Raw genomic sequence first — 13,424 nt, forward strand, 5'->3', positions numbered from 1 at the left:
GGCCGGGGAGGCGCTTTGCATTGTCGCCTCGATCGATCGCGTCAGGCGTGGGCGGCGTAGGCGTAGAGCAGCGTCTCCTGGGCGCTGATCGGCGCGGCGTCGCCGGGGGCCTGCTTGATGTAGGTGCCGTCGGGCTGCAGCAGCCAGCTCTGGCAGTTGTCGACCAGGTAGGTCTCCAGGTCCTTGCGCACCTGGGCCGCCAGCTTCTTGTCGAGCAGCGGGAAGCAGGTCTCGACCCGGTGGAACATGTTGCGGGCCATGAAGTCGGCGCTGGAGCCCCAGGTCTCGGGCTTGCCGTCGTTGTGGAAGTGGAACACCCGGGTGTGCTCCAGGAAGCGGCCGATGATCGAGCGCACCCGGATGGTCTCGGAGATGCCGGGCAGGCCGGGGCGCAGGCAGCACATGCCGCGGATGATCAGGTCGCACTCCACGCCGGCCTGGGAGGCCCGGTAGAGGGCCTGGATCAGCTTGGGCTCGGTCAGCGAGTTGCACTTGATGATCAGGTGGGCGCGCTTGCCCTTGCGGGCGAATTCGGCCTCGCGATCGATCATCGCCACCAGCCGCTCGTGGAGGGTGAAGGGCGCGTGCAGCAGCTTCTCGATCTGGCGCGCCCGGCCCATGCCCGAGAGCTGCTGGAAGACCTTGTGCACGTCGGCGCACAGCACCGGGTTGGCGGTCAGCAGGCTGTAGTCGGTGTAGAGCTTGGCGGTCTTGGAGTGGTAGTTGCCGGTGCCCAGGTGGGCATAGTGGCGCAGCTGGCCCTTCTCGCGGCGCACGATGTGCATCATCTTGGCGTGGGTCTTGTAGGCCATCACGCCGTAGATGACGATGGCGCCGGCCTCCTGCAGCCGCGAGGCCAGGGCCAGGTTGTCGGCCTCGTCGAAGCGCGCCCGCAGCTCGATCACCACCGTGACTTCCTTGCCGTTGCCGGCGGCCTCCACCAGGGCATTGACGATGGGAGAGTCGGCGCCAGTGCGGTAGAGGGTCTGCTTGATGGCCAGCACCTCGGGGTCGCGGGCGGCCTCGCGCAGCATCTCCTCCACCGGGGAGAAGGAGTGGAAGGGGTGGTGCAGCAGGATGTCCTGCTCGGCCATGGCCTGCAGCACGCTGTCGCGCTTGCGCAGCGCCTTGGGCAGGCCGGGGGTGAAGGCGCGGTAGCACAGCTCCGGGCGCTCGACCTCGCCCAGCACCGACATCATGCGGGTCAGGTTCACCGGGCCGTTGACCCGGTAGAGGTCGGCCCCCTCGAGATTGAACAGCTTGAGCAGGAACTCGGTCAGCTCTTCCGGGCAGTTGTTGGCGACCTCGAGGCGCACGCCGCTGCCGTAGCGGCGCGAGAGCAGCTCGCCGCGCAGCGCCGAGGCCAGGTCGGAGACGTCATCGGGGTCCACCGAGAGGTCGGCGTTACGGGTCAGGCGGAACTGGTAGCAGCCGTTCACCTTCATGCCGGGGAACACTTCCTCGGCGTGGGCGTGCATCATCGACGACAGGAAGACGTACTCGGTGAAGCCTTCCTCGCAGAGCTCGTCGGGCAGGGCGATCACCCGGGGCAGCGAGCGCGGGGCGGGCAGGATGGCCAGCCCGCCCTCGCGTCCGAAGGCGTCCTTGCCCTCGAGCTCGACGATGAAGTTGAGGCTCTTGTTGACCAGGCGCGGGAAGGGGTGCGAGGGATCGAGGCCGATGGGACTGATCACCGGCATGATCTCGCTCTCGAAGTACTCCTTGACCCAGGTGCGCTGGGCCTCGCTCCAGTCGCCGCGGCGGCGGAAGCGCAGGCCCTGGCCCTCGAGGGCGGGCAGCAGGGTGTCGTTGAGGATGCGGTACTGGCGATCGACCTGCTCGTGGGCGATCTGCGAGATCTCGCTCAGCACCGAGCGCGGCGAGCGGCCGTCGGCGCCTGAGGAGGCGTCGCCGACCATGATCTGGTTCTTCAGGCCGGCCACGCGGATCTCGAAGAACTCGTCCATGTTCGAGGAGAAGATCAGCAGGAACATCAGCCGGTTGAGCAGCGGGTGCGCCTCGTCCAGGGCCTGTTCGAGCACCCGCACGTTGAACTGCAGGTGCGAGAGCTCGCGGTTGAAGTAGAGCCCGGGGTCGGCGAGGTCGGCCTCGGGGTCCGGCAGCGCCTTGGGCTTGATCCCCGTGCGCGTCTGGTTGATGCGCGGGGCGGGCATCTCGCTCTGGGGCTCGCCTGTCGCGGCGGGCTCGGAGGGGATCGAGGTGTCGGGGCTACGTGAATCGTCCATGGAAGTACCCTGTCGTCGGCCCGCGGGCGGCCGCGTCGCTCGCCGGGCGTTATCGTTCATGATGCCGTCCTGCCCGTGGCGCCGGGAGGCGTCATGCATCGCCTGTTGCGGGAGGCGATCAGGGGCAGGCGGGGCCGGGCTCGGCCGCCGTGGCAAGTCTGGTGCCCATAAATGACAGAATGATGACAGTCCTCCGCCGGGGGCGATGTCCTGAGTATATCAGCACGCTTCGACGCCGAAAGACGCGCCTTGTCGCGCTTACGGGGACTCTCTAAAGTGGTGGCTTCATGTTCATCGGCCCCGTCGACGACCGGCGGGGGGCGCACAAGGAGACGCATAATGAGCAAGCAGGTGGCGGTCATTCTGTCGGGATGCGGTGTCCAGGATGGCTCTGAGATCTACGAGACCACCCTGACCCTGTTGCGCCTGGACCAGCTGGGCATCGGCTATCGCTGCTTCGCCCCGGACATCGACCAGCATGACGTGGTCGATCACCGCAGCGGCGAGGCGGCCGAGGAGCGCCGCAATGTGCTGGTCGAGTCGGCGCGCCTGGCGCGCGGCGAGATCTCTCCGCTGGCCGAACTGGAGGCCGACGAGTTCGATGCCGTGATCCTGCCCGGCGGCTTCGGGGCGGCCAAGAATCTCTCCAACTTCGCCGAGGCCGGCGCCGACATGGTGATCCACGAGGAGCTGGTGGGGGCCATGGCCGAGTTCCACGAGGATCGCAAGCCGATCGGCCTGATGTGCATCGCGCCGGTGATGGTGCCGCGCCTGCTGGGGCCGGGCATCGCCGTGACCATCGGTCACGACCCGGGCGTGGCGGGCGCCATCAGCAGCATGGGGGGGCTGCATCGCAGCTGCGGCGTGGAGGACATCGTGGTCGACTTCGACAACCGCGTGGTCACCACCCCGGCCTACATGCTGGCCACCCGCCTCGGCGAGGCGGCGACCGGCATCTTCAAGCTGGTGGATCGCATCGACGAGATGATGGATCTGTAAGCGCCGGGCCACGAGCGCCGAGCGACGAGAAACCCCGAGGGCCAGGCCTTCGGGGTTTCTTTTGCTCCGGGCGATGTGCGGCTCGCGGCTTATTGCTCGTCGGCGGCGTCCCGGTCGCGCCTGCGACGCACCAGCCGGCCGAACAGCAGGCCGACCTCGTAGAGCAGGTACATCGGCACCGCCAGCAGGCTCTGGGAGACCACGTCCGGCGGGGTCATCAGCATGCCCACCACGAAGCAGCCCAGCACCACGTAGGGGCGCTTCTTCGACAGGCTCTCCACCGTGGTCGCCCCGCTCAGGATCAGCAGGAAGGTGGCGATCGGGATCTCGAAGGCCACGCCGAAGGCGAAGAACAGCTTGAGCACGAAGTTGAGGTACTGGTTGATGTCGGTCATCACCGCCACGTCCTCCGGCCCGGTCTGGGTGAAGAACTGGAACAGCAGCGGGAAGACCACGTAGTAGGCGAAGGCGGCCCCGGCGTAGAACAGCGCCACGCTGGAGGCCAGCAGCGGCAGCGCCAGCGCCTTCTCGTTGTCGTACAGCCCCGGGGCGATGAAGGCCCAGGCCTGATGCAGCACGAAGGGCACGGCGATGAACACCGCCACCACCAGGGTCAGCTTGAAGGGCGCCAGGAACGGCGAGGCCACCTCGGTGGCGATCATCCGCGAGCCTTCCGGCAGCAGCGCCATCAGCGGCTCGGCGACGAAGGCGTAGATGTCGTTGGCGAAGGCGTAGAGGCCGAGGAAGATCACCAGTATCGCGATCACCGCGCGCAGCAGTCGCGAGCGCAGCTCGACCAGATGCTCGATCAGCGGGGCATGGCCCGGCCCCTGGGAGTCGTCGGTTTGGCTCATCGGGAAGAGGCGTCCTCGTGGGCGTCGGCGTCGGAGTCATCGGTCTGACGGCGGGCGCGACCCAGGGCATCGTCGAGGCGACGCTCGGGCGTGGCCTCGGCGCGTTCTCGGGGGGCGGCGCCGGTGCCGCGCTCGCTGGGCGTCTCCACCGAGCGTTCGACGTCGCGCTTGACCCGGTCGAGGCCCTCGTCGAGCTTCTTCTGCTGCTCGTTGAGCTTCTGGCGCAGCTCCTCCGCCTCGAGCTGGGCGTTGATCTCGCGCTGCATGCCGGAGACCGTGCGCTTGATACGGCCGATCCACATCCCGGCGGTGCGGGCGGCCCTGGGCAGACGCTCGGGGCCCAGCACCAGCAGGGCGACCACGCCGATGAACAGGAGTTCGAGAAAGCCGATGTCGAACATGGCGGCTTACTTGCGCTCTTCCGATTCCTCGGCCTTGCGCTCGGCGTGGACGTCGTAGGTCCGGCCTTCGTCGTCGTGGCGCACCTGGGCCTGGGGCTTGTCGCCCTCGTCGCTCTTCTCTTCCTCGCCCATGGCCTTCTTGAAGCCCTTGACCGCGCCGCCGAGGTCGCCGCCGACGTTGCGCAGCTTCTTGGTGCCGAAGATCAGGATGATGATGCCGAGGACGATCAGGAGTTGCCAGATACTGATGCCGCCTAACATAGGGTATACCTCAGGTTGCTGCGCCGGAGATCGGCGTCGTTGTCTTATCGGGGCCGCGCGGCCTTTTCGTCGTGGCCGGACAGACCGAAGCGTCGGGACAGCTCGTCGAGGACCTCGCGATGGCTCAGCCCCATGTGCGACAGCATCACCAGGCTGTGGAACCACAGGTCGGTCGTCTCGGCGACCAGCGCCTGGCGCGCCGCCTCGTCGCCCTGTTCGGCGTCCTTGGCCGCCAGCAGCGTCTCGGTGGCTTCCTCGCCGACTTTCTCGAGTATCTTGTTCAGGCCCTTGTGATGCAAGCTGGCCACGTAAGAGTCGTCGGGAGCGGCCTGGCGGCGGCTGGTCAGGACCTCGTCGAGGCGGTCGAGAATATCGCTCATATGAGACGTTTCCGTTGCAGTGGGTGAATCAGTTCCAGGCCAGCAGCGCCGCGCCGATGGCCACCGCCCCCAGCACCGGCCAGGGCTGGCCGTCTGCCCATTGGACCAGCGGCTGCCAGGCGAGTGCCACCGCCACGATCACGAGCCCCAGGCGCAGGCGGCGCTGGCGCCTGCCCTGGCCCTCGAGGCGGCGCTGGATGGCACCGATGGCCTCGCTCTGGCGCTGGCGCTGCTGATGGCCGTGTTCGGCCCGGGCCAGGGCCTGGTGCGCGAGCACCGGCAGCTCCGGCAGCTGTCGCGAGAGCTCGGGGGCCTGGCGCTTCATGGACTCCCAGAGCCCGCGGGTGCCGGCGCGCTCCTTCATCCAGTCCTCCAGGTAGGGCTTGGCGGTGGCCCAGAGGTCGAGGTCCGGGTACAGCTGGCGCCCCAGGCCCTCGATGTTGAGCAGGGTCTTCTGCAACAGCACCAGCTGCGGCTGGACCTCCATGTTGAAGCGCCGGGCGGTCTGGAACAGGCCCAGCAGCACCTGGCCGAAGGAGATGTCCTTGAGCGGCTTCTCGAGGATCGGCTCGCACACGGTGCGCACCGCGGCGGCGAACTCGTTGGCCCGGGTGTCCTCGCTGACCCAGCCCGACTCGATGTGCAGCGCCGCCACCTCGTAGTAGTCCTGATGGAAGAAGGCCAGCAGGTTGCGCGCCAGGTAGTCCTGGTCCTCGCGGGTCAGGCTGCCGACGATGCCGCAGTCGATGGCGATGTATTGCGGGTTCCAGGGCGTCTCGCGGGACACGAAGATGTTGCCCGGGTGCATGTCGGCGTGGAAGAAGTTGTCGCGGAACACCTGGGTGAAGAAGATCTCCACGCCGCGCTCGGCCAGCCGGCGCAGGTCGGTGCCCTGGGCCTCGAGGGCCTCGAGATCGGCCACCGGGATGCCGTGGATGCGCTCCTGGACCATCACCCGGCGGCGGGTCAGCGCCCAGTGGATGGTCGGCACGAACAGCAGCGGCGAGCCCTTGAAGTTGCGCTTGAGCTGGGAGGTGTTGGCGGCTTCCTTGGTCAGGTCGAGCTCGTCGAACAGGGTCGACTCGTAGTCGCGGACGACCTCCACCGGGCGCAGCCGGCGGGCCTCGGGAATGCGCGCCAGGCCGGCGGCCAGCCGGTACATCAGCGCCATGTCCTGGCGCATCACGCGTTCGATGCCGGGGCGGATGATCTTGACCACCACCTGCTCGCCGTCGGGCAGCCGGGCGGCGTGGACCTGGGCCACCGAGGCCGAGGCCAGCGGCTCGGACGAGAACTCCGAGAAGGCCTCGTCCAGCGACATGCCAAGCTCTTCCTCGACCAGCCCGCGGGCCAGGTGGCCGGGGAAGGGCGGCACCTGATCCTGCAGCCGGCGCAGCTCGTTGCCGATGTCGTCGGGGAACAGGTCGCGGCGGGTCGACAGCACCTGGCCGAACTTGACGTAGATCGGCCCCAGGGTCTCCAGCGCCAGGCGCAGCCGCTCGCCGCGCGGACGCTGGCCCACCGGCACCAGCCGCAGCGGCGACAGCGCCAGCAGGCCGCGCAGCCACCAGGGCAGCCGCTCGTGGGGGATCAGGGTATCTAGGCGATAGCGGGTGACCACCCAGGCGATGCGCGCGAGCCGCCGGATCATGCGCCGTCTCCCGCCGAGATGAGGCGGCGGCGCAGGCGCTCCAGGCGCGCCTCGAGGCGGTCGGTGGCGACTTCCAGCTCGGTGAGGTGATCGCGCAGCCCCTCGAACTGATGGCGGCCGGGCAGCAGGCGGGCCTCCTCGAAGACGTACTCGGAGACGTCGGCGCACAGCTCCTGGCGAGTGCGCAGGCCCCAGCGGCCGAGGCTGCGCATGCCCTCGGCCAGGCTGTGGGCCGGCACGTCGCCGAGCCAGTGGGCCAGCTCGCCTTCCCAGTCCAGGTCGAGGTCGAGCAGCAGGTCGCGGGTCGCCTCGAGCAGGGGGATATGCCCGCGTACCGCGAGCTTGCCCTGGAACATCAGCCGCTCCACCGAGGCGCCGCCGAGCAGCTCGCCCAGGGTCTCGGGGTCGAGTTCGACGACGGCGTCGAAGGCGTGCTCGGGCTCGTCGTCCGGGCGCATCAGGTCCACGCCCTGGGCGTGGTAGGCCATGGCCACGGCCAGCGGCGAGCCCTCGAGGCGCACCAGCAGGCGCTGGCCGGCGAGGCGGGAGAGCCGCGCGGGCGCGGCGGGGTCGCGGGCCAGCAGGGCGTTGAGGCTGCGTTCGAGGCCGCCCAGCAGCAGGGTCGGTGTCAGCGCCATCTCGTCCTCACAGCTTGATGCCGCGGTGCAGGGCGACGATGCCGCCGGTGAGATTGGTGTACTCGACCCGCTCCAGGCCGGCGGCCTCCATCATGCCCTTCAGGGTCTCCTGATCGGGGTGCATGCGGATCGACTCGGCGAGGTAGCGGTAGCTCTCGGCATCGCCGGCCACCAGCTCGCCCATGCGCGGCAGCAGGCGGAAGGAATACTGGTCGTAGGCCTGGCTCAGCAGCGCGTTGTCGGGCTTGGAGAACTCCAGCACCAGCAGTCGGCCGCCGGGCTTGAGCACCCGCGCCATGGAGCGCAGCGCGGCGTCCTTGTCGGTGACGTTGCGCAGGCCGAAGGCGATGGTGATGCAGTCGAAGGTGTTGTCCGGGAAGGGCAGGGTCTCGGCGTTGGCCTGGACGTACTCGACGTTGCCGCCGACGCCCCGATCGAGCAGCTTGTCGCGGCCGACCCGCAGCATCGATTCGTTGATGTCGGCCAGCACCACGCGCCCCCGGGGACCGACCAGTCGCGAGAACTTCAGCGTCAGGTCGCCGGTGCCGCCGGCGATGTCGAGCACGCTGTGACCCGGGCGGACGCCGGCGCGTTCGATGGTCAGGCGCTTCCACACCCGGTGGATGCCGAACGACATCAGGTCGTTCATCACGTCGTAGCGGGCGGCCACCGAGTGGAAGACGTCGGCCACGCGGGAGGCCTTCTCGTCGACCGGAACTTCCTGGTAACCGAAGTGTGTGGTGCGCTTGTCGCTGGGGGTCATGCGAGGGAGGCTCCCGGGTCAGCTGCACAATGGGGGCGAGGCCGACGGCCCCGCGTGTTGGGCCGCATTGTAGCGCCCCCCGGGGGGCCTTGTCTTGACGGTGGAGGCGGTTGCTCTGGCCCCTGTAACCGGGAAGTTGCATGGGGCTGATCCGGCGACGAGTCCACGAGGGGCGCTTTGAACCCATCCATGGGCGCTACTTTTGCCATCCATGGCAAAAACCCCCTCGACGACTCATCCCCGGCGCCTCCGGAGCGTGCCGATTCCTACAGCTGCTTGATCTCGATGCCCAGCGCCTCCCGCGAGGCCCCGGCGTCTTCGAGTCGCTGCAGGTAGTCGGCCCAGTTGGCCTCCCGGTGCTCGATCAGCTCGTGCAGGTAGTCCCAGCTGTAGAGGCCGCTGTCGTGGCCGTCGTCGAAGTGCAGCTTGAGCGCGTAGCGGCCGGCCTGGGTGATGTTGGCCAGGCCGACGTGCTTCTTGCCGACCTGCAGGGTCTCCTGACCCTGACCGTGACCGCGCACCTCGGCGGAGGGGGAGAAGACACGCAGGTACTCCACCGACAGCCGGTGGCTCTCGCCGCCTTCATAGGTCAGCTCCAGCTCGCGGGCCTGCTTGTGGTAGTGCACTCGGGTGGGGATCGGGGCGGACATGGGCACCTCCGGTGAAATGTCCGAGGGATGCGGGGCGCGAGGGGGAGGGAGGTCGGGCCTCCCTCCCCATGCGATCGCCTTTTCGCGTCGCGCCTAGAGGATGTAGCGCGACAGGTCCTCGTCCAGCGCCAGCTCGCCGAGCTGGGAGTCGACGTAGGCGGCGTCGATGGTCAGCGGGCTGCCCAGGTCGCCGCCCTGGTAGGAGGCCTCCTCGAGCAGGCGCTCCATCACGGTGTGCAGGCGACGGGCGCCGATGTTCTCGGTGCCTTCGTTGACCTTCCAGGCGATCTCGGCGATGCGTGCGATGCCGTCGTCGGTGAAGGTCACGTCCAGGCCCTCGGTGGCCATCAGCGCCCGGTACTGGCGCGTCAGCGCCGCGGACGGCTCGGTGAGGATGCGCTTGAAGTCGTCCGGCGTCAGGGCGTCGAGCTCGACGCGGATCGGCAGGCGGCCCTGCAGCTCGGGGATCAGGTCCGACGGGCGCGACAGGTGGAAGGCACCGGAGGCGATGAACAGGATGTGGTCGGTCTTCACCATGCCGTACTTGGTGGACACGGTGGAGCCCTCGATCAGCGGCAGCAGGTCGCGCTGCACGCCCTCGCGGGAGACCTCGCCGCCGCTGGAGTTGGCGCTGCCCTTGGCGACCTTGTCGAGCTCATCGAGGAACACGATGCCGTGCTGCTCGACGGCCTCGATGGCGCGGCTCTTGATGTCGTCCTCGTTGACCAGCTTGCCGGCCTCCTCGTCGCGCAGCAGCGCGAAGGCGTCCTTCACGGCCACCCGGCGGGTCTCGGTCTGCTGCTTGCCCATGCTGGAGAACAGGTTCTGCAGCTGGCTGGTCATCTCCTCCATGCCCGGCGGGGTGTTGATGTCCATGCCCTGGCCCTGGGGCGTGACCTGGATGTCGATTTCCTTGTCGTCGAGCTGACCCTCGCGCAGCTTCTTGCGGAACGACTGGCGCGTGGCGTTCTCGGTGCGCGGCTCGTTCTCCTGGCCGCGGGGCGGGGGCAGCAGGGCGTCGAGGATGCGGTCCTCGGCGGCGTCCTCGGCGCGATGGCCGACCTCTTCCTTGGCCTGCTCGCGGACCAGCTTGATGGCGGCCTCGGTGAGGTCGCGGATGATCGACTCGACGTCGCGGCCGACGTAGCCCACCTCGGTGAACTTGGTGGCCTCGACCTTGATGAAGGGCGCGCGGGCCAGCTTGGCCAGGCGGCGGGCGATCTCGGTCTTGCCCACGCCGGTGGGGCCGATCATCAGGATGTTCTTGGGCGTGACCTCCTGGCGCAGCTCGTCGTCGAGCTGCATGCGGCGCCATCGGTTGCGTAGCGCCACGGCCACGGCGCGCTTGGCGTCCTGCTGGCCGATGATGTACTGGTCCAGGGCGTGGACGATCTCGCGCGGGGTCATCTGGGTCATGATCAGAGCTCTTCCAGCGTGACGTTGTGGTTGGTGAACACGCAGATGTCGCCGGCGATCTCCAGCGATTTCTCGGTGATCTCGCGGGGCGACAGCTCGGTGTTCTCGAGCAGGGCGCGGGCCGCGGACAGGGCGAAGTTGCCGCCGGAGCCGATGGCGATGATGCCGCGTTCGGGCTCCACCACGTCGCCGTTGCCGGTGATGATCAGCGAGGCGTTCTTGTCGGCCACGGCCAGCAGCGCCTCGAGGCGGCGCAGGGCGCGGTCGGTGCGCCATTCCTTGGCCAGCTCCACGGCGGCCTTGGTCAGATGGCCCTGGTATTTCTCGAGCTGGGCCTCGAAGCGCTCGAACAGGGTGAAGGCGTCGGCGGTGCCGCCGGCGAAACCGGCCAGCACCTGGCCGCGGTAGAGGCGACGCACCTTGCTGGCGTTGCCCTTCATCACGGTGTTGCCCAGCGACACCTGGCCGTCGCCGGCCAGCGCCACCTGGTCGCCGCGACGCACGGAAACGATCGTGGTCATGGAGGGGACTCTCCTTGTGGGAGCGTTCGGCTCCCGATGACTTTGGAATGGCGGAACAAGGGGCGCGGGCGAGGCATGTCGCGCCGCTCGCCGGCTCGTGCCGGCGATTCCCCTGCGGCGCCGCGAGAGGCGGCGCCGTGCATGAGCTACTGGGGAGGTGTGGGCGCCGGGCCCGGAATTCAAGCGCGGCGCGTCACTGCAGCTGGATGAGCAGCGGCTCGATGCCCTGGGTGGACATCAGATCGCGGGCCCGGGACAGCTCGCGACGGTCCTGGTAGGGGCCGACCTGGACGCGGTGCCAGGTCGCGCCGTTGCCGGTCTGGACCTCGCTGATGTTGGCCAGCAGGCCGAAGTCCTTGAGCCGGCCGGCCAGCTGCCGGGCGTCGCCGGCCTGGCGGAAGGAGGCCGCCTGCAGCACGTAGCGCTTGCCGTCCTCGGCGTTGCGCGTCGTGTCCTCGGCCGGTGCGCTGTTGGCGGCGATCACCTGGGCGATGGGGTCGTCGGCCGAGACGGACTCGGCGCTGGAATCGTCCTCCTCGTCATCGTCCTCGGCGGGCCGCGGGGGCGGCGTGGCCGTGGAGGAGGCCGCCTGCTCGCCCGGGGCGATGACCTCGGATTCCGGCAGCAGGGTGTAGAACTCGAAGGTCGGCATCGGCGGCTCGTCGTCCGCCGGCGCCTGGCCGCCGGACCGGCCCTGGGGCTCGCCGGCGGTCAGCGGCGCCGGCGAGGCCGGGCCGTCCTGCCAGGGGGCGGTGCCGTGCTGGTGCTGCGAGATCAAAAAGCCGGCCACCAGGCCGGTCAGGCCCCATAGCCAGCCGGGCACGCCACGCCGCGGCGCCGGTGCCTTGGCGGGGCGCTTCCGGGAGCTGGTGGCGCCTCGCTTGCGGCTGTTGTCGGCGGGCTTGCGGCTGGCCATGGCTTACATCTCCTCGGGGGCGCCGACGCCCATCAGGTCCAGGCCGTTGCGCAGCACCTGGCGGGCGGCCAGGAACAGCGCCATGCGGGCGTTGCGCAGGGCATCGTCCTCGACCATCACCTTGACGGCGTTGTAGCAGGTGTGGAACTCGGCGGCGAGGTCGAGCAGGTACTGGGCGATCTGCTGCGGCTCGCGGCTGGCGGCGGCGTGGGCCACCACCTCCGGGTAGCGGGCCAGGCGGTTCATCAGCGCCTTCTCCTGCTCGGCCTCCAGGCGCGCCAGGTGGTCCATGGCCTGGCCGTGGTCGAACGGCTGCTCGAGCGACTCGGCCTTGCGCAGCATGCTGCACACGCGGGCGTGGGCGTACTGCACGTAGTAGACCGGGTTGTCGTTGGACTGCGAGCGGGCCAGGTCGATGTCGAAGGTCAGCTGGGAGTCGGCGCGGCGCGCGGCGAGGAAGAAGCGCGTGGCGTCGCGGCCGACCTCGTCGATCAGGTCGCGCACGGTGACATAGCTGCCGGCGCGCTTGGAGAGCTTCACCTCCACGCCGGAGCGGGTGACCATCACCATCTGGTGCAGCACGTAGTCGGGCCAGCCCTGGGGGATGTCGGCCTCCAGCGCCTGCAGCCCGGCGCGCACGCGGGTCACGGTGGAGTGGTGGTCGGCGCCCTGCTCGTTGATCACGGTGGTGAAGCCGCGCTGCCACTTGTCGAGGTGATAGGCGACGTCGGGCAGGAAGTAGGTGTAGTGGCCGTCCTGCTTGCGCATCACCCGGTCCTTGTCATCACCGAAGTCGGTGGTGCGCAGCCAGGTGGCGCCGTCCTGCTCGTAGGTGTGGCCCTTCTCGGCGAGGCGCTCGGCGGTGGCCGCCACCTTGCCGTCGCGGTACAGCGAGGACTCGAGGAAGTAGACATCGAACTCGACGCCGAAGGCGCGCAGGTCGAGGTCCTGTTCGCGGCGCAGGTAGGCCACGGCGAACTCGCGGATGGCGTCCAGGTCGTCCGGGTCGGCGGCGCCGGTGACGTGGCGATCGTCGGCGTGGATGGTGTCGCCGGCCAGGTAGCCGTTGGCCACGTCGATGATGTAGCCGCCGCGATAGCCGTCGGCCGGCCAGCCGTCGTCCTCGGGGGCGATGCCCTTGACGCGGGCCTGCACCGAGAGCGCCAGGTTGGAGATCTGGGCGCCGGCGTCGTTGTAGTAGAACTCGCGGGTGACGTCATAGCCCACCGCCTCGAGCAGGCGGCAGATGCTGTCGCCGATGGCCGCGCCGCGGCCGTGGCCGACGTGCAGCGGGCCGGTGGGGTTGGCGGAGACGAACTCCACCTGGACCTTCTGGCCCTGGCCGCTGAGGCTGCGGCCGAAGGTGTCCCCTTCGTCCAGCACCCGACGGATGACCTGGGCCGCGGCGTCGGTGGCGGCGAAGAAGTTGACGAAGCCGGGGCCGGCGATCTCGACCTTCGACACGGCGTCGCTTGCCGGCAGCGCCTCGACCAGCGCCTCGGCCAGTTCGCGGGGCTTCCTGCCGGCGGGCTTGGCCAGCATCAGCGCCAGGTTGGTGGCGTAGTCGCCGTGGGCCTTGTCCTTGGTCGGGTCGACCTTGATGGTCGGGGCGAGCTCGGAGGGCAGGACGTCCTGGCGCTTGAGTTCGTCCAGGGCGCCCTCCAGCAGGGAGATGATGGTGTCTTTCATGGGGAATCTGATGTCCTGTGGCGCGGGCGGGTCGAACGC

General features: G+C 69.2%; 14 protein-coding genes. 1 reads left to right on the top strand and 13 read right to left on the bottom strand.

The window, feature by feature from the left end:
- Window positions 1-41 precede the first annotated feature (41 nt).
- Window positions 42-2,246: a polyphosphate kinase 1 gene (gene ppk1 / locus UYS_RS0200210; protein WP_016853474.1), complete on the bottom strand. Its 2,205-nt coding sequence runs from the start codon at window positions 2,244-2,246 to the stop codon at window positions 42-44.
- 339 nt (window positions 2,247-2,585) lie between these two features.
- On the opposite strand from ppk1, the gene elbB reads away from it, so the two are divergent.
- On the top strand, window positions 2,586-3,245 hold the full coding sequence (gene elbB / locus UYS_RS0200215; protein ID WP_016853475.1) for an isoprenoid biosynthesis glyoxalase ElbB: 660 nt from the start codon (window positions 2,586-2,588) through the stop codon (window positions 3,243-3,245).
- An 89-nt stretch (window positions 3,246-3,334) separates the two neighbouring features.
- Here the strand turns inward: elbB and tatC are convergent, their stop codons facing one another.
- The 12 genes from tatC to argS all read right to left on the bottom strand — a co-directional run bounded on the left by tatC (window position 3,335) and on the right by argS (window position 13,385).
- The gene (tatC, locus tag UYS_RS0200220; protein WP_016853476.1) at window positions 3,335-4,099 is read right to left on the bottom strand and encodes a twin-arginine translocase subunit TatC; all 765 of its coding nucleotides are present in this window, start codon (window positions 4,097-4,099) and stop codon (window positions 3,335-3,337) included.
- Entirely contained in the window at window positions 4,096-4,500 is a 405-nt protein-coding gene (tatB, locus tag UYS_RS18770; protein ID WP_016853477.1) for a Sec-independent protein translocase protein TatB, read from the bottom strand. Before tatB ends, tatC begins: the two co-directional genes overlap by 4 nt.
- Before the next feature lie 6 nt (window positions 4,501-4,506).
- The gene (tatA, locus tag UYS_RS0200230; RefSeq protein ID WP_016853478.1) at window positions 4,507-4,761 is read right to left on the bottom strand and encodes a Sec-independent protein translocase subunit TatA; all 255 of its coding nucleotides are present in this window, start codon (window positions 4,759-4,761) and stop codon (window positions 4,507-4,509) included.
- Between the two features lie 44 nt (window positions 4,762-4,805).
- Complete coding sequence (locus tag UYS_RS0200235) at window positions 4,806-5,141, bottom strand: phosphoribosyl-ATP diphosphatase (protein WP_016853479.1); 336 nt, start codon at window positions 5,139-5,141, stop codon at window positions 4,806-4,808.
- A gap of 28 nt (window positions 5,142-5,169) precedes the next feature.
- Entirely contained in the window at window positions 5,170-6,792 is a 1,623-nt protein-coding gene (ubiB, locus tag UYS_RS0200240) for a ubiquinone biosynthesis regulatory protein kinase UbiB (RefSeq protein ID WP_016853480.1), read from the bottom strand.
- A complete protein-coding gene (locus tag UYS_RS0200245; RefSeq protein WP_016853481.1) occupies window positions 6,789-7,430 on the bottom strand; it encodes a ubiquinone biosynthesis accessory factor UbiJ in 642 nt (213 codons plus the stop codon). Before UYS_RS0200245 ends, ubiB begins: the two co-directional genes overlap by 4 nt.
- Window positions 7,431-7,437: 7 nt before the next feature.
- Window positions 7,438-8,193 (bottom strand): bifunctional demethylmenaquinone methyltransferase/2-methoxy-6-polyprenyl-1,4-benzoquinol methylase UbiE, encoded by a 756-nt coding sequence (gene ubiE / locus UYS_RS0200250; RefSeq protein WP_016853482.1) that lies wholly within the window; start codon window positions 8,191-8,193, stop codon window positions 7,438-7,440.
- 266 nt (window positions 8,194-8,459) lie between these two features.
- Complete coding sequence (locus UYS_RS0200255) at window positions 8,460-8,843, bottom strand: gamma-butyrobetaine hydroxylase family protein (protein WP_016853483.1); 384 nt, start codon at window positions 8,841-8,843, stop codon at window positions 8,460-8,462.
- Between the two features lie 93 nt (window positions 8,844-8,936).
- Window positions 8,937-10,259 (bottom strand): ATP-dependent protease ATPase subunit HslU, encoded by a 1,323-nt coding sequence (gene hslU / locus UYS_RS0200260; RefSeq protein ID WP_016853484.1) that lies wholly within the window; start codon window positions 10,257-10,259, stop codon window positions 8,937-8,939.
- Window positions 10,260-10,261: 2 nt separating this feature from the next.
- Window positions 10,262-10,780: an ATP-dependent protease subunit HslV gene (gene hslV / locus UYS_RS0200265; RefSeq protein ID WP_016853485.1), complete on the bottom strand. Its 519-nt coding sequence runs from the start codon at window positions 10,778-10,780 to the stop codon at window positions 10,262-10,264.
- Between the two features lie 193 nt (window positions 10,781-10,973).
- Entirely contained in the window at window positions 10,974-11,696 is a 723-nt protein-coding gene (locus tag UYS_RS0200270; RefSeq protein ID WP_016853486.1) for an SPOR domain-containing protein, read from the bottom strand.
- A 3-nt stretch (window positions 11,697-11,699) separates the two neighbouring features.
- Window positions 11,700-13,385, bottom strand: a complete 1,686-nt coding sequence (argS, locus tag UYS_RS0200275; protein ID WP_016853487.1) for an arginine--tRNA ligase — start codon at window positions 13,383-13,385, stop codon at window positions 11,700-11,702.
- Between the last annotated feature and the right edge of the window lie 39 nt (window positions 13,386-13,424).

This window comes from Halomonas smyrnensis AAD6, assembly GCF_000265245.1.
In the GTDB taxonomy this organism is placed as follows: domain Bacteria; phylum Pseudomonadota; class Gammaproteobacteria; order Pseudomonadales; family Halomonadaceae; genus Halomonas; species Halomonas smyrnensis.